The 16,815-nt window shown below is 64.0% G+C and carries 19 protein-coding genes; 10 read left to right on the top strand and 9 right to left on the bottom strand.

Going from position 1 to position 16,815, the window contains the following annotated elements:
- Positions 1 to 258: 258 nt before the first annotated feature.
- The gene (locus tag ShzoTeo12_RS05050; protein ID WP_318911453.1) at positions 259 to 1,101 is read right to left on the bottom strand and encodes a hypothetical protein; all 843 of its coding nucleotides are present in this window, start codon (positions 1,099 to 1,101) and stop codon (positions 259 to 261) included.
- Positions 1,102 to 1,637: 536 nt separating this feature from the next.
- Between ShzoTeo12_RS05050 and ShzoTeo12_RS05045 the strand changes: the two genes are divergently transcribed.
- Positions 1,638 to 1,835, top strand: a complete 198-nt coding sequence (locus ShzoTeo12_RS05045; protein ID WP_318911452.1) for a hypothetical protein — start codon at positions 1,638 to 1,640, stop codon at positions 1,833 to 1,835.
- A 239-nt stretch (positions 1,836 to 2,074) separates the two neighbouring features.
- On the opposite strand, the gene ShzoTeo12_RS05040 is transcribed toward ShzoTeo12_RS05045, so the two are convergent.
- Entirely contained in the window at positions 2,075 to 2,266 is a 192-nt protein-coding gene (locus ShzoTeo12_RS05040; RefSeq protein WP_119258384.1) for a hypothetical protein, read from the bottom strand.
- A gap of 69 nt (positions 2,267 to 2,335) precedes the next feature.
- Positions 2,336 to 2,542: a hypothetical protein gene (locus ShzoTeo12_RS05035; RefSeq protein WP_318911451.1), complete on the bottom strand. Its 207-nt coding sequence runs from the start codon at positions 2,540 to 2,542 to the stop codon at positions 2,336 to 2,338.
- Positions 2,543 to 2,804: 262 nt separating this feature from the next.
- Between ShzoTeo12_RS05035 and ShzoTeo12_RS05030 the strand changes: the two genes are divergently transcribed.
- The 6 genes from ShzoTeo12_RS05030 to ShzoTeo12_RS05005 all read left to right on the top strand — a co-directional run bounded on the left by ShzoTeo12_RS05030 (position 2,805) and on the right by ShzoTeo12_RS05005 (position 7,313).
- Positions 2,805 to 3,845, top strand: a complete 1,041-nt coding sequence (locus ShzoTeo12_RS05030) for a cysteine synthase A (protein ID WP_318911450.1) — start codon at positions 2,805 to 2,807, stop codon at positions 3,843 to 3,845.
- 5 nt (positions 3,846 to 3,850) lie between these two features.
- Positions 3,851 to 4,594: an alanyl-tRNA editing protein gene (locus ShzoTeo12_RS05025; protein ID WP_318911449.1), complete on the top strand. Its 744-nt coding sequence runs from the start codon at positions 3,851 to 3,853 to the stop codon at positions 4,592 to 4,594.
- A 12-nt stretch (positions 4,595 to 4,606) separates the two neighbouring features.
- A complete protein-coding gene (gene sseA, locus ShzoTeo12_RS05020; protein ID WP_318911448.1) occupies positions 4,607 to 5,476 on the top strand; it encodes a 3-mercaptopyruvate sulfurtransferase in 870 nt (289 codons plus the stop codon).
- A 2-nt stretch (positions 5,477 to 5,478) separates the two neighbouring features.
- Positions 5,479 to 6,069 (top strand): GNAT family N-acetyltransferase, encoded by a 591-nt coding sequence (locus tag ShzoTeo12_RS05015; RefSeq protein ID WP_318911447.1) that lies wholly within the window; start codon positions 5,479 to 5,481, stop codon positions 6,067 to 6,069.
- 96 nt (positions 6,070 to 6,165) lie between these two features.
- Entirely contained in the window at positions 6,166 to 6,726 is a 561-nt protein-coding gene (locus tag ShzoTeo12_RS05010; protein WP_313196167.1) for an OmpA family protein, read from the top strand.
- Between the two features lie 119 nt (positions 6,727 to 6,845).
- Positions 6,846 to 7,313: a DUF1203 domain-containing protein gene (locus ShzoTeo12_RS05005; protein ID WP_318911446.1), complete on the top strand. Its 468-nt coding sequence runs from the start codon at positions 6,846 to 6,848 to the stop codon at positions 7,311 to 7,313.
- Between the two features lie 201 nt (positions 7,314 to 7,514).
- Here the strand turns inward: ShzoTeo12_RS05005 and ald are convergent, their stop codons facing one another.
- Positions 7,515 to 8,633 (bottom strand): alanine dehydrogenase, encoded by a 1,119-nt coding sequence (gene ald / locus ShzoTeo12_RS05000; protein ID WP_318911445.1) that lies wholly within the window; start codon positions 8,631 to 8,633, stop codon positions 7,515 to 7,517.
- A gap of 161 nt (positions 8,634 to 8,794) precedes the next feature.
- Between ald and ShzoTeo12_RS04995 the strand changes: the two genes are divergently transcribed.
- On the top strand, positions 8,795 to 9,256 hold the full coding sequence (locus ShzoTeo12_RS04995) for an Lrp/AsnC family transcriptional regulator (RefSeq protein WP_119258392.1): 462 nt from the start codon (positions 8,795 to 8,797) through the stop codon (positions 9,254 to 9,256).
- 48 nt (positions 9,257 to 9,304) lie between these two features.
- Here the strand turns inward: ShzoTeo12_RS04995 and ShzoTeo12_RS04990 are convergent, their stop codons facing one another.
- From ShzoTeo12_RS04990 to ilvA, 5 genes are all read right to left on the bottom strand, one after another.
- Complete coding sequence (locus tag ShzoTeo12_RS04990; RefSeq protein ID WP_119258393.1) at positions 9,305 to 10,312, bottom strand: CorA family divalent cation transporter; 1,008 nt, start codon at positions 10,310 to 10,312, stop codon at positions 9,305 to 9,307.
- A gap of 14 nt (positions 10,313 to 10,326) precedes the next feature.
- Positions 10,327 to 11,235, bottom strand: coding sequence for a polyphosphate kinase 2 (gene ppk2 / locus ShzoTeo12_RS04985; RefSeq protein ID WP_318911444.1), 909 nt, complete (start codon positions 11,233 to 11,235; stop codon positions 10,327 to 10,329).
- A gap of 134 nt (positions 11,236 to 11,369) precedes the next feature.
- On the bottom strand, positions 11,370 to 12,650 hold the full coding sequence (locus ShzoTeo12_RS04980; protein WP_318911443.1) for a GGDEF domain-containing protein: 1,281 nt from the start codon (positions 12,648 to 12,650) through the stop codon (positions 11,370 to 11,372).
- 144 nt (positions 12,651 to 12,794) lie between these two features.
- Complete coding sequence (locus tag ShzoTeo12_RS04975) at positions 12,795 to 13,109, bottom strand: HlyU family transcriptional regulator (protein ID WP_318911442.1); 315 nt, start codon at positions 13,107 to 13,109, stop codon at positions 12,795 to 12,797.
- Positions 13,110 to 13,173: 64 nt separating this feature from the next.
- Positions 13,174 to 14,421: a threonine ammonia-lyase gene (ilvA, locus tag ShzoTeo12_RS04970; RefSeq protein ID WP_318911441.1), complete on the bottom strand. Its 1,248-nt coding sequence runs from the start codon at positions 14,419 to 14,421 to the stop codon at positions 13,174 to 13,176.
- A 195-nt stretch (positions 14,422 to 14,616) separates the two neighbouring features.
- Here ilvA and ShzoTeo12_RS04965 point away from each other — a divergent pair, with 195 nt between their 5' ends.
- Positions 14,617 to 16,071 carry a TrkH family potassium uptake protein gene (locus tag ShzoTeo12_RS04965; protein ID WP_119258399.1) on the top strand — a complete coding sequence of 485 codons (1,455 nt, stop codon included), beginning with the start codon at positions 14,617 to 14,619 and terminating at the stop codon, positions 16,069 to 16,071.
- Positions 16,072 to 16,179: 108 nt separating this feature from the next.
- A complete protein-coding gene (locus ShzoTeo12_RS04960; protein ID WP_318911440.1) occupies positions 16,180 to 16,737 on the top strand; it encodes a hypothetical protein in 558 nt (185 codons plus the stop codon).
- Positions 16,738 to 16,815 lie beyond the last annotated feature (78 nt).

The following is a 16,815-nucleotide window of genomic DNA, read 5'->3' as shown; positions in this document are numbered from 1 at the left end:
CTCGCCGATGTTTCGCTCTCAGTCTCTTGTCAGCCTCGCGGTCCCAAAGAAAGCAATTCCCCATGTCGGGCCCGTCGAGCCTCGCTGTGGGCTCGTTGCAACGACGGATCATGTCCTGTTTCGTTCGCGCATACTCGGTGTCACTTTGGCAACCCGCCAAGATAAGCCCGGCGACTGCAAACACGATAGCTTTCTTCACGGATCCCCCATGGTCGGCTGTGTCGCGGGGAATACCAATGCTCCCAGCGTGAAACACGATCAAATATCGACCTCCGAATACCGTTCCTTGAGACGTCCGAGACCTTCGAGCACATCTTGCAGAATCTCGAGAACTTCGGGCAACTTCTCGCGGAGGGCGACAATACCCACGTCGATACGCTCCACCTGCTTTTCTACCGCCAGTTTTGCGGACGATGCCTCAATTATGTCCATCAACTCACCCGAACCTGCAATCTGCAAGCGCTCAGTAAATGTAGCGATTTTCCGCCCCATGGAGCCAGTCTCAGCATCGATGTCATTGAGATGACGCAGCAGTTCAGCCAGGGACGTCGTAGTAAAATCCACGGCTGCAGCAAGTTGCCCATCAAAAAGGTGTTCGGCTTCACGCCACTCCACAGTGTGGAACTCCCCTTTGATTTTGAGGGCTGCGGTGATAGCCGCCGAGCTGAGAGAGTGAACCATAAGTGCCTTCTCGCCCGCAGGTCCGACTTTGGAAGGCAGCCCTTCCAGCACATCCCTAAAGACTTGAGATGCGTGCCGGAGGGGTGGAAGTCGACGCGCCCAAAGCCTGTCTACCTGCCGGGCTTCGCCCCGGAGTGTCGCGCCCAATATCTGTCGGTGGCGCTTCGCATTCTCAAGCTCCGTCTTGATCATCGCACGTACTGTAAGCGTGGCGGCAGCCACAGCAGCGAGACCGGTGAGAAGAGTTTGAAACTCGGAGATGAGCCCGCGAACACAGCTCGTTCCGTCCTCGTAGCTCCCGCACAACCAGGCATGGGTAGGTTGCAGATTCAATGCCATTGCGAAAAGGAGAAGAGAAAAAATCACCAATGCGATTGCTGGCAACGCGGCGTCAAAACTCCATTGAATAGTAGGTTTCACGAGGGCCCCCGGTATTTCGTGAGTTGCGGCAAAATCAGGCCTGCAATCAACGCATGCTATTCATGATTCTCGTTCCAGGCCAACCACCCAAGTGAGGTCCAGATCAACGAGGAAGCTTCGCGGTGATCCAGGTGTTGGTGCCCTTATTCCCGCACGCCATGCAACGCAGAAACGGGCGCAAATCCTTGACCAGCGTGCTTCCGCCGAATTTTCGCTGGATCTCCCATCGATCGACCCACCCTTCCCTCTCACATTTCGAGCAATGACCGCCCAGTTCCATCCACTCCGGTATTTCACTGAGGGACGGCCGCCGGGGAGAAAAGAGAGATTCTAGATCTTGGGGGATGCGTACATGGGACACCATGTTCTATATTCGTTCCCGTAACGCATGAGAGTCAAGTCGCCTCGCGCGACAGGTGGAGGTGCTGACAGCTATCCTCCACGCCGCGGCGCCAGCGTAGCGCCAAGGCATGCTGCAGCGGCGGACCGCGCCGAGTAGCAGTTCCCTTCGGGAGCAGGGCGATGCCCCAGGATCAATGTTTTACGAACCACTCAAAAGCCTGGACGAAGTCACCCTCGAGATGATGGAAGAATTCCTCTTGGTCTGCGCGGAAATCGTGGATGAGCGCGGTCCAATCGCGCAGCCTATTCTTGACCGGATGGAGAAGGAGTATCTCGCGATGAAAAACCGAGGATCCGAGGCCGATCGCATCCGGAAGCTTCTCGGTCGATAGAGGCTACCTTTTGGCTACTTTCTGGCTACCGCAGCCCGAAAATGAAGACCAGAAATTCACCCATGCACCTGAATTAGCTACATTTTCCCTTCGGTAGCGAATTGGAGCCAATCCGGCCCGGGGAGCCAGTTTCTAGAAGGGCTGCGCTGAATAGCGCGGCCCTTCTGCTTTTCAGCGCCACACACGCAAAAGGGCCGCCGCTCGGCAACCCTCTTCCATCTTTATCGATCTGGAAATCGCTAGTGCCGGCTTGCCGGCGGGCGCTTCGTGTTCATCTGCAATTCGTGACGGGTGGCGAAGCGGCCGAAGAGGAGGAGCAACTTGCGTTCTTCTGCCTTGTCGAGCCCGTTCTTGCGGCAATGCTCGAGCACGTCGAGAACGTGGCGAGCCTGGCGCGGGCTGAACTGACGATTGTCGATGTGATGGGTCATGGCGGGCTCCTCCGTGCAAGCGGAAGAGAAACACGCCGGGCCGCGCTTTGTTCCCGGCGCGCGATGCGGTCAGGGCACGAGGCCGGCGCCGGTCTGGCCGGTAGTCCGCGCGGCGCCGTAGTCGCGCTCGTGGGCCGTGCGGCGGAAGGTCTGGCTGCGCTCGCGCGGGCGGGCGGAGGGATCGCTCAGCGGCGTTCCCATCACCCCGTCCGCATAGGTGCCGGTGGCGATGTCATCGTCGTCGGTAGGGGTGGCCTGAAAAAGTCCGAAAAGCATCGTGGTACCTCCAGTGTCGTCTCAAACGGGCGGCAGGCCTTTCCGTTCCGCCGCTCGCCGATAGACGCAAAATTAACCATGTTTGCTAACAGGACGTTAAAGCCCGCGCGCTTTCGGCCGGCCTGCGGCAGGAAGCCCCTGCCCGAAGAAAAAATCCCTAGCAATCTCAGCCTGACAGGAACACCATTCCTTGCAAAGCCGGCCGCAGCGGCCGAAAAGACGACACCAATCCGGATTTGCAACGCGCGAGGCTCGATTTCCCATGTCCATTCTTCCGTCCGTTCTTGATGCAATCGGCAACACGCCGCTGATCCGCCTCAAGGGCGCCTCGGAAGCGACGGGCTGCGAGATCCTCGGCAAGGCGGAATTCCTCAATCCCGGCCAGTCGGTGAAGGACCGCGCCGCCCTCTCCATCATCCGCGCGGCGGAGCGCTCGGGCGCGCTGCGACCCGGCGGCGTCATCGTCGAGGGCACGGCGGGCAATACCGGCATCGGCCTTGCGCTGGTGGCGCAGGCGCTCGGCTATCGCACCGTCATCGTCATTCCCGAGACGCAGAGCCAGGAGAAGAAGGACGCGCTGCGCCTGCTCGGCGCCGAGCTCGTCGAGGTGCCGGCCGTTCCCTACAAGAACCCGAACAATTATGTAAAGCTCTCCGGCCGGCTCGCCGAGCAGCTTGCTCAAACCGAGCCGAACGGCGCGATCTGGGCCAACCAGTTCGACAACGTCGCCAACCGCGACGCCCATATCGAGACGACCGCGCCGGAAATCTGGCGCGACACCAACGGCAAGGTGGATGGCTTCGTCTCGGCCGTCGGCTCGGGCGGGACGCTTGCCGGCGTCGCGGCCGGCCTTCGCGCCAAGAATCCCAATATCAAGATCGCCCTTGCCGATCCGGATGGCGCAGCGCTCCATAACTTTTATGAGCACGGTGAATTGAAATCCTCCGGCAGCTCGATCACCGAGGGCATCGGCCAGGGCCGCATCACCGCCAATCTCGAAGGCTTCACGCCGGACTATTCCTACAACATCCCGGATTCGGAGGCCGTTCCGCTGGTCTTCGACCTTATCGAGAACGAGGGCATCGCCGTCGGCGGTTCCTCGGGCATCAACATCGCGGGCGCGATCCGCCTCGCGAAGGACCTCGGCCCCGGCCACACGATCGTGACGATCCTCTGCGACTATGCTAACCGCTATCAGTCCAAACTCTTCAACCCGGACTTCCTCGATTCGAAGGGCCTGCCGGTTCCAGGCTGGCTGAAGGCGAAATCGGGGATCAAGGTCCCCTACCAGCCGGTCGAATAGGTATCATGTCCCTTCCCACCACCGCCCTCTTCCGCGACGATTTCTATCTTTCGACGAACGAGGCGGTGGTGACGGCGGTGCACGAGGACGGCGGTATCGAGCTGGACCAGACCTGTTTCTACGCGACGTCGGGCGGCCAGCCCGGCGATACCGGTTTCCTGGAGCGCGCCGACGGCAGCCGCATCGCGCTCGGCCCGGCGGTGACGGGCGCGACCAAGGAGATCATCATCCACCGGCCGCTGGAAGGCGAGGCACCGCCCATCGTCGGCGAGACGGTCGTCGCCCATATCGACTGGGCGCGCCGCTACAAGCTGATGCGCATGCACACCGCCTGCCATCTCCTTTCCGTCGTCTGCCCCTACCCCATTACGGGCGCCGCCGTCGGCGAGGAGGACAGCCGCGTCGACTTCGACATGACGGAGACCATCGACAAGGACGAGGTGACGGCGAAGCTGATGAAGCTCGTTACGGAGAACCACCCGATCTTCGTCCAGTGGATCACCGACGCGGAGCTTGCAGCCAATCCCGGCATCGTCAAATCCAAGAACGTGCGCCCGCCCATGGGCCTCGGCCGCGTCAGCCTCGTCTGCATCGGCGAGAATTCCGCCGTCGACAGTCAGCCCTGCGGCGGCACCCATGTTTCCGAAACACAGGAAGTGGGCGCGATCCACATCGCCAAGATCGAGAAGAAGGGCAAGGAGAACCGCCGGTTCCGCATCCGCTTCGGCGCGCCGGCCTCCGAAGCCTGAAGGGAGAGAAACATGTCCAACGAAAAGAGCAGGTTCGTCGTTTCGGCGGATTGGGTGGAAAAGCAGCTCGGCGCGCCGGAATTCCGTATCGTCGATGCCTCCTGGTATCTTCCCGCGCAGAACCGTAACGGCGCGGCCGAATATGCCGGCGGGCACATTCCCGGCGCGGTCTTCTTCGACCAGGACGTCATCGCCAATCATTCCAGCAGCCTGCCGCATATGGTTCCCGCGCCGGACGTCTTCGCGGCCGAAGTCGGCAAGCTCGGCATTTCCGATACGGACACGATCGTCGTCTACGACGGCCCCGGCATCTTCACCGCGCCGCGCGTCTGGTGGTTGTTCCGCACGATGGGCGCGAAGAACGTCTTCGTCATGGATGGCGGCATCGACGGCTGGAAGAAGGAAGGACGGCCGCTGGAGACCGACCTGCCGGAGCCCGCACCCGCCACCTTCCACACCAATTTCAATCCCTATGCCGTGACCTCCTTCGAGGAAATGCGCGGCATCGTCTCGACCGGCTCGAAGCAGGTCGCCGATGCGCGCGGCGCCGGCCGCTTCACCGGCGAGGAGGCGGAGCCCCGCGCCGGCATGCGCTCCGGCCATATGCCGGGCGCAAGGAGCATGCCCTCCGGCACCTTCTCGGAAGGCGGGAAATTCAAGGATCTCGCCAGCCTCCGCCGGCATTTCGAGGCGTCGGGCATCGATCTCTCCAAACCGGTCGTCACGAGCTGCGGCTCCGGCATCACCGCGGCGATCATAACGCTGGCGCTTCATTCGCTCGGTCACGAGGACAACACGCTCTATGACGGCTCGTGGACGGAATGGGGCGGGCGCGAGGATACGCCCGTCGTCACCGGGCCCGCTGCCACCGGCAAGGACTGACCATGGCGAAGAAGGTCCAGTCCGCGCCGATATCCGTCACCATCACCGCGCTCGAAATGACCGCGCCGCCGAAGCAGAGCCTGCCGGTGCCGGTCAATGTGCAGACGGCGATCCTCGGCGCGCCGGACATTCCGCTCGCCTTCTACCGCTTCCTCTACCGGCAGGTGGGCAGCCGCTGGCACTGGGTCGACCGGCTGCGCATGGACGACGGGACGCTGACTGCCACGCTGCACGACAAGCGCAACAGCGTGAGCGTGCTCTATGTCGACGGCGCGCCGGCCGGCTTCTTCGAGCTGCTGCGGATCGACGACGACACGGTCGAGCTCTCCCATTTCGGCCTCTTCGAGCGGGCGCTGGGGCACGGCATCGGCAAATGGTTCCTGCTCCAGACGCTTTACGCCGCCTGGGCGCTCGGGCCGAAGCGGGTCGTCGTCACCACCAACAGCCTCGACCATCCGCGGGCCCTGCAGCTCTACCAGATGTTCGGATTCTCGCCGGTCGGCACGATGGAGGCGGAGGTCACGCCGCTTTCCGATGCCGAGCTTCTGGCACTCGCCAAGCGCGACTGCCTGATGCCGGCCGAGCGGCGTTAATCACCCTGAACGGTGCCTAACCGGCCGGTTCATCTTTCCTTCAGGTCATCCGTGGCACTTTCCGCCCGAAAGACGAAACCGAAGGAGACACCGTCCATGCAACGCCGCGCCTTTCTGACCGCGTTTGCCGCAACCCTCGCCGCGCCGGCCTTCTCGGGCCTTGCCCTGGCACAGGAAACGCCGTCCGAAGAGATGATCCTGCGCCGCCTCGATGCCGCGCCCGCCCGCCGCATGCGCGAGGACGAACGCGTGACCGTGCGCGAGTTCAAGCGCCGCGCGGACCTGCGCCGCGCCGCGCCGTCCATCGACATTCAGTCGATCAATTTCGAATTCGCCTCGGCCGAAATCCCGCGCTCGGAATACCGCAAGGTGCGCCAGATCGCCCGCGCCATGGAGCAGATCCTGCGCCGCCGCCGCCGCGCCGTCTTCCTCATCGAGGGCCACACGGATGCCGTCGGCTCGGCCTCGTCCAACCAGATCCTCTCCGAGCGCCGCGCCGATTCGCTGAAATGGGTGCTGGTGCGCGAATTCGGCCTGCCCTCCCGCGCGCTGGAAACCGTCGGCTACGGCGAGGAATACCTGCTGGTGCCGACCGAGCGCGAGGAATGGCGCAACCGCCGCGTCACGCTCCGCCGCATCGACGAATTCGTGCGCTGATCGCCCGACCGACCATCCTCACCGCCGGCCTCGCGCCGGCGGTTTCGATTCCGGGCAGGAAACGGGTGTCGGGCCGACGGGTTTGCATGGATGCTCTCCGCATCAAACGGAGCATTGCCATGACCATTCGCTTCCTGCCCATACCCACCGAGACTGCTAACACCTACTGGAGCGGCGGCCCTGATGCCTATGGCATGACGCCCGAGCGCCGTGTCTCCAATGGCGACGGCGTGCCCTGCCGGCACTGCCTGCGGCTCGTCGGCGCCGGAGAGCCCTATCTCACCCTCGCCCACCGCCCCTTCCCGGCTCTCCAGCCCTATGCCGAAACCGGGCCGGTCTTCATCCACGCCGAATCGTGCAAGGCCCATGAGCCGTCGGAAGCGATGCCGCCGATGCTGACGAGCCGCGATTATATCGTGCGCGGCTATTCGGCGGAAAACCGCATCCTCTACGGCACCGGCGCCGTGGTGCCCAATGCCGATATTCCGGCCTATGCGGAAACTTTGCTTGCGCGCGAGGATGTCGCCTACCTGCACATCCGCTCGGCCCGCAACAATTGCTACCAGTGCCGCGTAGAGCGCGCATGAGAAAGGCCCGGATCGCTCCGGGCCTCGCAGGCGGCTGACAAAGCCTCTCACCCCTCCTTCGTCATGGCCGGGCTCGACCCGACCGTCCATGCTCCGGGTGACGCGTGGATCCTCGGGTCAAGCCTGAGGATGACATAGTGGGTGGGGTGTGTGTTCCGGCAGACCGGGCCCGGACCTTTCCGGGCCCTTCCGCCGATACCCTCAAGCCACGTTCAACACCGCCTCCGGCGCGAAGGACTCGTAGCCGAGCGCCTCGGCGACAGCGCGGTTCGTCACGCGGCCCTTGTGCACGTTGAGGCCGGCGCGCAGGTGCCGGTCCTCGGCAATGGCCTTCAGGCCCTTGTCGGCGAGCTGGAGGCCGTAGTGGAGGGTCGCGTTGTTGAGGGCGTGCGCCGAGGTGACCGGCACGGCGCCCGGCATGTTGGCGACGCAATAGTGCACCACGCCGTCGACCTCGAAGGTCGGGTCGGAATGGGTCGTCGCGTGGGACGTCTCGAAGCAGCCGCCCTGGTCGATGGCGACGTCGACGATGACCGCGCCCTTCTTCATGCCCGAGAGCATTTCGCGGGTGACGAGCTTCGGTGCGGCGGCACCGGGGATGAGAACGGCGCCGATGACGAGATCGGCCGAGAAGACCTCCTCCTCCAGCGCGTCGATGGTCGAATAGCGCGTGTGGACGCGGCCGCCGAAGAGATCGTCGAGCTGGCGAAGGCGCGGGATCGAGCGGTCGAGGATCGCGACATCCGCGCCGAGGCCGGCCGCCATCTTCGCCGCATGCAGGCCGACGACGCCGCCGCCGACGATGGCGACCTTGGCGGGAGGCACGCCCGGCACGCCGCCAAGCAGGATGCCGCGCCCGCCATTGGCCTTCTGCAGCGCCGTGGCACCGGCCTGGATGGAGAGACGCCCGGCGACTTCCGACATCGGCGCGAGCAGCGGCAGGCCGCCGCGGTCGTCCGTCACCGTCTCATAGGCGATGGCGGTGACGCCCGAGCCGAGGAGGCCCTTGGTCTGTTCCGGGTCGGGAGCGAGGTGGAGGTAGGTGTAGAGAATTTGTCCGTCGCGGAGCTGCGCCCATTCGGCGGGCTGCGGTTCCTTGACCTTCACCACCATGTCGGACTTCTGGAAAATGTCCGCGGCAGTGAGCACGATCTTCGCGCCGGCGGCGCGATAGGCGTCATCGTCTGCGCCGATGCCGGCGCCGGCCCTGGTCTCGACGATCACCTCGTGACCGTGGGCGACGTATTCCCGCACGGCACCGGGCGTCAGACCGACCCGATATTCATGATTCTTGATTTCCTTCGGACAACCGACACGCATGCGCGTTCCTTTCCCAGTGATGTTCCCGTTATTGCCGCCGCGTTCGGCGGGGACATCATGGAAGCAGAGGATGCGTGCAATGTCCTTGCAAAGCCCCTTGGCGAAACGGCCTCCTTTCGAATATTCTTCGAATATCAGCGGAATTTTCGGAGAAAATTCGAATGGTGCAACGGGATGCTATCGATGCTGCGATCCTGAAGGCGGTTCAGCAGAACGGGCGAATCTCCAATGCCGAGCTTGCCGAGCGCGTCGGGCTCTCGCCGTCGGCCTGTTCGCGCCGTCTGGATATCCTGGAAAAGTCCGGCATCATCAACGGATACCATGCCCGCGTCTCGCCCAAGGCGCTCGACTACAAGATGATCGCCATCGTGCATATCTCGCTCTCCGGCCAGTTCGCCAAGACGCTGGCGGAATTCGAGGCGGCGGTAAAACTCTGTCCGAACGTGCTGGTCTGCTACCTGATGTCCGGCGAATACGACTATATCCTGCGCGTCGCCGCCAAGGACCTCGAGGATTACGAGCGCATCCACCGCGACTGGCTCTCGGCCCTGCCCCATGTGGTGAAGATCAATTCGAGCTTCGCGCTGCGCGAGATCATCGACCGGCCGAATGTCGGGGTTTGAGCAATCCCGGCAAAAGTGTGAAGCGGTTTTGCGTCCGGGATTGCGCGGTCAAAACCGCAGGCTGATGCCCGCGCGGCGCAAGAGCCAGTAGAACAGCGCGGTCGCGGCGATGCCGAGCATCATCGCCCAGAAGAAGCCAGAGCTGCCTTCGCTCAGCGGAAGGCCGCCGGTATTCATGCCGAAGACGCCGACGACCAGCGTGCCGGGCAGAAGCAGCGCGCTCATGATGGCCATGGCCCTCAGGCTCCGGTTGGATTCGTCCGCGAGCTCCGCCGCCATTTCCTCCTGAAGCAGCCTTGCCCGGTCGTTGACCATCACGATTTCGCGGTCGAGCCGTTCCAGCCGCATGGAGAGGCGCCCAAGCACCGCATGGGCATGCTCGGAAAGCGTCCAATCCTCCCGGTCCTCCTCCTCGAACAGCGCCACCATGCCGGCGACGGGCCGGTGCAGCGATACCGCGAGGCGGCGCACTTCCTTGAGGCTGCGGCGCTCGTCGCTGAGGCGTTCCGTCACCAGCCGGTCTTCCACGGCGTCGAGCAGCGCCGCCGCCTCCTTGAGGCGGATGGCCGTGTTCTTGCAGAAGGCGGTAACGATGGCCTCGAAGACCTCGTAGGCCGTCGTTGGGCAGAACCCGTCGGCGAAAGCGCGGCGCACGCGGTTCACCGCCTCGACGGGATGGCGTCGGCCGGTGACGAGCAGGCGCTCGGTCAGGGCGAAATGCAGCCGGCCGATGGTGGTGGAGGTGCGTTCCATGTCCTGCTGGAGATCGGCGACGACGCCATGGGTCGTGCCCGCCTCGCAGCCGAGGACGAGGCTTTCGTCATTGCCTTCGAGGATGGCGCGCGCCGCCGCGGGCAGCCGGCACCTCGCCGCAAGCCAGCCCTGCATGCGCTGGTCGACGAGATCGACATGCAGCCACACCCAGCCGTCCTCGGCGGCAAGCGCCGCATCGAGCTCCGACGGCGCGATCGGCACAACCGGGCCGCCGGGGCCGGCCCGGTAGGCGCCGACGAGCCCCGGCGTCAGTCCTCTTTCCCTCTGGTCCAGCAGGTTCAAAGGAAGATCCGGCGTCAGTAGACGTCCGGCACGTACATTTCGTCCGGCGGCTCATGCCGGATATAGTCGTCGTGGCGCACGCGCTCCGGCAGTTCGATGGCCGCCTTCGGCACGTCCTCGTAGGGAATCTGCGTCAGGAGATGGGCGATGCAGTTGAGGCGCGCCTTCTTCTTGTCGACGGCCTCGACGATCCACCAGGGCGCTTCAGGAATATGGGTGCGTTCCAGCATCTCTTCCTTCGCCTTGGTATAGTCCTCCCAGTGGACGCGGCTTTCGAGGTCCATCGGGGAGAGCTTCCACTGCTTCAGCGGATCGTGGATGCGCATGCGGAAGCGGAATTCCTGCTCCTCGTCGGTGATCGAGAACCAGTATTTGACGAGCACGATGCCGGAGCGCACGAGCATGCGTTCGAATTCCGGCACCGAGCGGAAGAATTCCTCCAGCTCGTCCGGCGTGCAGAAGCCCATGACGCGCTCGACACCGGCGCGGTTGTACCAGGAGCGGTCGAAAAGCACCATTTCACCGGCCGACGGCAGGTGCGGCACGTAGCGCTGGAAATACCATTGGTGGCGCTCGCGCTCGGTCGGCGCCGGCAGGGCGACGACGCGGCAGACGCGCGGATTGAGGCGCTGGGTGACGCGCTTGATGGCGCCGCCCTTGCCGGCCGAATCGCGGCCCTCGAACAGGACCACGACCTTCAGCTTCTTGTGGTGCACCCAGTCCTGCAGTTTCACCAGCTCGTGCTGGAGGCGGAACAGTTCGCGGAAATAGATGCGGCGCTCCAGCGTCTGGACGGGCGCCTCGGACATGCCCTCGGCGATGAGGTCGTCCAGCCGCTCCTCTTCGATCTGCATTTCCAGCTCCTCGTCGAAGCTGTCGGCGATCTCCGCCTTGATGCGGTTCAGATGATGGTCGTCGAACATGAGCAATATCCGTCGATGAGGAAGGTGAAAGGCCGTTGCCGTCGGGAGGCGCCATGCGCGATCAAGCCATGGCGCCGCCTGCTCCTATAGGAAGCCTTCATGAACCTTTTGTGACGGAAAGCGGGTCGGAAACCTCAGGCTTCGAAGCCGGACGAAGCTGCGGGCGCGGCGGTGGAGATCACCCGGTTCCGGCCGGCATTCTTGGCGGCATAGAGCCGCGCATCGGCCGCCGAGAGAAGGGCGTTCAGCGTGGTGCCGTCGCTGTAGCTGTTGGCGACGCCGATGCTGACCGTCACGGATATGCCGTCCGGCCGGCGGACCTCGTCCTCCACCATGCGGCGCAGGGCCTCGGCACGGTCCGTCCCGACATCCGGCGTGATGTCCTCCGACAGGATGACGAATTCCTCGCCGCCGAAGCGGAAGACCTTGTCGTTGCCGCGCATCGCCCGCTGCAGGCAGGTGGCGACGGTCTTCAGCACCTCGTCGCCGGCAAGATGGCCGAACCGGTCGTTGACGTCCTTGAAGTGATCGGCGTCGATGATCATCAGCGCCATCGGCTTGCCGGCCGCCAGCATGGCGGAAAGCAGGCGCGGCGCCTCGAATTCCAGCCGGCTGCGGTCGTAGACGCCGGTCAGCGCATCGCGGCCCGAGCGGTCGAGCAGGTCCTCGTAGCGCTCGCGGAAGGTCAGGTCGGCAAAAATGTCGGAAATCGGCCGCGGCGAGACCGGAATGGCCGAGATGCGCGAATAATGCAGATAGACCGTCATCATGACCGCATAGGCGCAGGCCGCCATCATCTTGGCGATCCAGCCGCCCCAGAACACCTCCATCGGCGCGTTATTGAGGAAATGCAGCGCCGCGTAGAAGCCCACCTGGTCGAATGTCAGCACGATGACGCCGGACACGAAGAAGCGCGTGGCCGTGCTCTTCTTGAACACCCGCCCCAGCCGCTCGTAGAGCAGGATGATGCCGAGCGAATCGAGATAGAGCAGCGTCGTGCCAAGCAGCATCAGCCAGCCCATCTCGTCGATGAAGGCAAGGTCGGCGACGCGGCCGGGCACCGCCCCCACCGTCTGGTGATGGCGCAGGAAGAAGCCGAGACCGACAGTCAGGAAGTTGCCGGCGAGCAGGCCGTAGATCGGCGCGCGCACGACCGCCGCGTCCTCCTTCACGTAAAGAAGGAGGATCATCATCAGCTTGCCGGAGAAGAGAACCGAGGATCCGGGGGAGATGACGCCGAAGGGCAGTTCGATATAGAAGACCGCCGCAAGATAGGTCTCGAGGAAGTGCATCACCCCGAGTGCCGCGACGAAGACGCCGATGCCGATCTGGTGGCGCAGGTGCAGAAGGCCCACCATGAAGACGAAATAAAACCCGGCCTCGATGAGAAGCAGGATCAGGTTTTCAGTTCCCATGGGCAATCCGCAGATTTTCGACTTTCCCCGCCAGTATAGCGGGAGAGTCACAACAAGTCGTTTCCTGCGGATACAGGCAATCGCGCCGGTTCTCCAGCACGTTCGCGTCATTTTGTATGATTTATTTGCGACTGTCCGCCCGGATCAGACCGGCCGGCTCTCCTCGCCATCGCTGAAAAGCGAGGAACCATGCTGGTCGGCGATCTGCCTTGCCTTGCGGAAGGTCGAGGCGACGGTATCGTCTCGCGAGGAAAACAGGTCGGCGCGGATGAAGGTGCGCACCAGCACGCGCTCGCCGTCCCGCTTTTCTATGCGGCCGGCAAGACGGAACTGGCCGCCCTCCGCGATGGGGGCCGCGACGAGGAGAAGGTCGTTATAGGCCTCGGTTTCCTCGGCGACCTTCGCCGGAGTAGCCGAGTCGCCGCCGCGACCGAAGAGTTTTGAAAAGAACGATGCCATGGCCGATTGCTAGCACAGGCGGAAGCGCGCTCCAAGAGGAACGCGCCGCCGGCTCCCGTGTCCCTTAGATGATGAGGTTTGCGAGAATCTCGTTCTCGGTGATGTCCTGGTAGCGCATGCCCGCAGTATCGAACGCCTTGCGCAGCGCGACGAAGTTCTCCGGCGCCTTCGTCTCGATGCCGATAAGGATCGAGCCGAAGTTGCGGGCGGACTTCTTGAGGTACTCGAAGCGGGCGATGTCGTCGTCCGGGCCGAGCAGGTTGAGGAAATCTCGAAGAGCGCCCGGACGCTGGGCAAGGCGCAGGATGAAGTATTTCTTCAGCCCCGCATGGCGCATGGCGCGCTCCTTGACGTCCGGTAGGCGCTCGAAGTCGAAATTGCCGCCGGAGACGACCGCGACGACCGTCTTGCCTGCCAGCGCCTCGCGGCCGAGCGCCTCCAGAGCCGTCAGCGACAGCGCGCCGGCCGGCTCCAGCACCACGCCCTCGACATTCAGCATGTCGATCATCGTCACGCAGATCGCGTTTTCCGAAAGCAGCATGACCTGGTCGGCGGAGAAGCGGCTGAGCGCGGCGAAATTGAGCGCGCCGATCTGCCCGACCGCGGCGCCATCGACGAAATTGTCCACCTGGTCGAGCGTCACCACCGTGCCGCTTTCGAGGCTCCGCTTGAGGCTCGGCGCGCCGGCCGGCTCGCAGAAGACGAAGCTCGACGGGCCGACGGTACCTTCGAGATAGCCGGTGACGCCCGAGGCAAGGCCGCCGCCGCCGACCGGAAGGGCGACGATATCCGGCAGCTTGCCCTCGCCGAGCTGGGTGAGGATTTCCGCCGCGACGGTCGCCTGCCCCTCGATGATGTCCGCATGGTCGAAGGGCGGCACCATCTGCGCGCCGGTCGCCTCCGCATGGTCGCGGGCGGCCTTGTAGCACTGGTCGAAGAAGTCACCGACCAGCCTGATCGTCACGAACTCGCCGCCGAAGATGCGCGTCTTGTCGATCTTCTGCTGCGGCGTCGTCACCGGCATGAAGACCACGCCCGGTACGCCGAAATGCTTGCAGACGAAAGCGAAGCCCTGCGCATGATTGCCGGCCGAGGCGCAGACGAAGCTGCGCGCACCGTCCGGCTTCGCCAGGACCTTGCGGAAGAAGTTGAAGGCGCCCCGGATCTTGTAGGAGCGCACCGGCGAGAGGTCCTCGCGTTTCAGGTAGATTTCCGCGCCGTAGCGGGCGGAAAGATGTTCGTTGAGCTGGAGCGGTGTTTCGGGAAAGAGCCCGCGCAAAGCTTCGCAGGCTGCGTCGACGTCCGGTTTCATGCCGTTCGATGCCATCCTTGAGTTTGGACAATGCAAAGGCTATAGCATCGTGCAGAAGAGTGGACAGCGGTTTTCGGCAAAAAACGACGCGGAAAACAAAAAGTTGCCTATCGCAGCGACGGGCACGGCCCGCCCCGGCCGCGCGGCCTTTCGAGACCAGACCTTGAGCCCAGCCGGCATGCAGGACGACCACCGTTGAACGCCACGATTTTCCGGTCCGCCATCCATATCGCAGCCATCAGCGGCATCTACCTTTCCGTGGCGATGCTGATTCCGGCCTTCATCGACATCTATTACGGCCATCGGGACTGGGAGATCTTCCTGCTTTCGGCCTTCATGACGGGCGGCCTGTCGCTGGCGACGGCGGCGGCGACCCGCGCCGGCCCGCCGCCCTTCAACAAGCGCATGGGCTTCCTCGTCGTCAACATGCTGTGGATCTCGGGCTGCTTCATCGGCGCGATCCCGCTGTGGCTTTCCTCGATGAAACTGACCTTCGCGCAGGCCCTCTTCGAATCGGTCTCGGCGATCAGCACGACCGGCTCGACCGTCATCGTCGGCCTCGACAACGCCCCGCCCGGCATCCTCATGTGGCGCTCGCTGCTGCACTGGCTCGGCGGCGTCGGGATCCTGGCACTCGGCCTCTTCATCATGCCGTATCTGCGCGTCGGCGGCATGTCGTTCTTCAAGCTCGAATCGTCCGACACCGCCGACAAGCCCTTCGCCCGCATCGCGAGCTACACCCGCGCCTTCCTCGCCATCTATGTCGCGATCACCATCATCTGCGCCGTCACCTATGCGGCGCTCGGCATGAGCCGCTTCGACGCGGTGAACCACGCCATGTCGACGGTCGCGACGGGCGGGCTTTCGACTCACGACGCCTCCTTCGGCTACTACAAGAGCCTGCCGCTGCTGTGGGCAGGCACCTTCTTCATGACGCTGAGCAGCCTGCCCTTCTCGGTGCTGATCCTCTTCGTCGTGCGCCAGCGGCTCGATGCCTGGCGCGACCCGCAGATCCGCGTCTTCCTCGGCTATCTCGTGCTCTTCTCCGTCGCGGCCAGCATTTACCTGCGCCTGCAGAACGGGGTCAATTTCCACGAGGCGCTGGCCCATTCCTTCTTCACCGTCTCCTCGATCATCTCGACGACGGGCTTTGCCAGCGACGACTATACGAGATGGGGCCACTTCATCGTGGCGCTCGCCTTCGTCGCCACCTTCCTCGGCGGCTGTTCGGGCTCGACGGCGGGCGGCCTCAAGGCCTATCGCCTCATCATCCTCTTCAACTCCATCCGCACCGGTCTCTACCGCCTCATCTATCCCGACGGCATCCATGCCGTGCGCTACGGCTCGATGACGGTCGATGCCGACCTGCAGCGCAACGTCTTCCTGTTCTTCATCACCTATGTCGCGATCTCCGCCATCGGGGCGATCCTGCTCGGCCTGATGGGCTACGACGTGCTGACCGCCGTCTCGGCGGCGGCGACCTCGCTTTCCAACGTGGGACCGGGCGTCACGCCGGAGATCGGCCCCGCCGGCTCCTTCACGGTGTTCCACGACGCGGCGCTCTACGTGCTCTCCTTCCTCATGCTGCTCGGGCGTCTCGAAATCCTCACCGTGCTGGTCATCCTGACGCCGCTCTTCTGGAAGAGTTGACGAGAGCCCCGGACAAAGCGCCGGCCGTCCTTGACTGTTGCCGCGCTTCTTCGCATCCTGCCCGCAATCCGGCTGGAGGAAGACTGAATGTCCGTGTGGAAGTCCCTGATGCGTTTGACCTTTGTCGCCGCGCTCGCGCCGACGCTCGCGCTTGCCGGCCCCCTCGCGGACGCCGCGAAGAAGGCGGAGGAGCAGGCCGCCGCCGGCGATACGGTCGGCGCGCACAACACGATCCGCGACGCCTATGGCGCCTTCGCCGCGACGCTCCCCTTCTCCATCGGCAAGGCGATCTTCGTCGCCGCGCCGCCGCAGGGCTATGGCATGTATGCCACCCGGCCCGATTCCAGCTTCAAGGCGGGCGAGGCGCTGATCTCCTATGTCGAGCCGGTCGGCCTCACCTGGCGCGCCGCCGATGGCGGCCTCCTGGAATCGCATTTCACCGTCGACCTCGAACTGATCGATCCCAAAGGGACGAAACTTGCCGAGCAGAAGGCCTTCGGCTCCTTCGACTTCAAGGGCAGCGTGCGCAACCAGGAGGTCTTCGCCAAGCTGACGCTCAATCTCACGAGCCCGCCGGCCGGCGACTACGTACTGCGCTACCGCTTCCGCGACAGCGCCAGCGGCGCGGTCGCCATCAGCGAGCAACCCTTCAAGATCGTGCCCTGAGCGGGTGCGCGTCCCGTTTACCGCAGTGCAAGAGAAATTGTGACAAGGCCGAATCAACGCTTTCCAGCGCGTTGACGG

Origin of the sequence: Shinella zoogloeoides, assembly GCF_033705735.1 — a bacterium.
Taxonomy (GTDB): domain Bacteria; phylum Pseudomonadota; class Alphaproteobacteria; order Rhizobiales; family Rhizobiaceae; genus Shinella; species Shinella zoogloeoides_A.
This window is presented reverse-complemented; position numbering and strand designations above follow the sequence as displayed.

Coding starts and splice junctions, on each gene's coding strand:
- ShzoTeo12_RS05010 (WP_313196167.1), top strand. CDS start 6,166: ATGCAACGCCGCGCCTTTCTGACCGCGTTTGCCGCAACCCTCGCCGCG.
- sseA (WP_318911448.1), top strand. CDS start 4,607: ATGTCCAACGAAAAGAGCAGGTTCGTCGTTTCGGCGGATTGGGTGGAA.
- ppk2 (WP_318911444.1), bottom strand. CDS start 11,235: ATGTTCGACGACCATCATCTGAACCGCATCAAGGCGGAGATCGCCGAC.
- ShzoTeo12_RS04975 (WP_318911442.1), bottom strand. CDS start 13,109: ATGGCATCGTTCTTTTCAAAACTCTTCGGTCGCGGCGGCGACTCGGCT.
- ShzoTeo12_RS05025 (WP_318911449.1), top strand. CDS start 3,851: ATGTCCCTTCCCACCACCGCCCTCTTCCGCGACGATTTCTATCTTTCG.
- ShzoTeo12_RS05030 (WP_318911450.1), top strand. CDS start 2,805: ATGTCCATTCTTCCGTCCGTTCTTGATGCAATCGGCAACACGCCGCTG.
- ShzoTeo12_RS04980 (WP_318911443.1), bottom strand. CDS start 12,650: ATGGGAACTGAAAACCTGATCCTGCTTCTCATCGAGGCCGGGTTTTAT.
- ShzoTeo12_RS04995 (WP_119258392.1), top strand. CDS start 8,795: ATGGTGCAACGGGATGCTATCGATGCTGCGATCCTGAAGGCGGTTCAG.
- ShzoTeo12_RS05005 (WP_318911446.1), top strand. CDS start 6,846: ATGACCATTCGCTTCCTGCCCATACCCACCGAGACTGCTAACACCTAC.
- ShzoTeo12_RS04960 (WP_318911440.1), top strand. CDS start 16,180: ATGCGTTTGACCTTTGTCGCCGCGCTCGCGCCGACGCTCGCGCTTGCC.
- ald (WP_318911445.1), bottom strand. CDS start 8,633: ATGCGTGTCGGTTGTCCGAAGGAAATCAAGAATCATGAATATCGGGTC.
- ilvA (WP_318911441.1), bottom strand. CDS start 14,421: ATGAAACCGGACGTCGACGCAGCCTGCGAAGCTTTGCGCGGGCTCTTT.
- ShzoTeo12_RS05015 (WP_318911447.1), top strand. CDS start 5,479: ATGGCGAAGAAGGTCCAGTCCGCGCCGATATCCGTCACCATCACCGCG.
- ShzoTeo12_RS05045 (WP_318911452.1), top strand. CDS start 1,638: ATGTTTTACGAACCACTCAAAAGCCTGGACGAAGTCACCCTCGAGATG.
- ShzoTeo12_RS05040 (WP_119258384.1), bottom strand. CDS start 2,266: ATGACCCATCACATCGACAATCGTCAGTTCAGCCCGCGCCAGGCTCGC.
- ShzoTeo12_RS05035 (WP_318911451.1), bottom strand. CDS start 2,542: ATGCTTTTCGGACTTTTTCAGGCCACCCCTACCGACGACGATGACATC.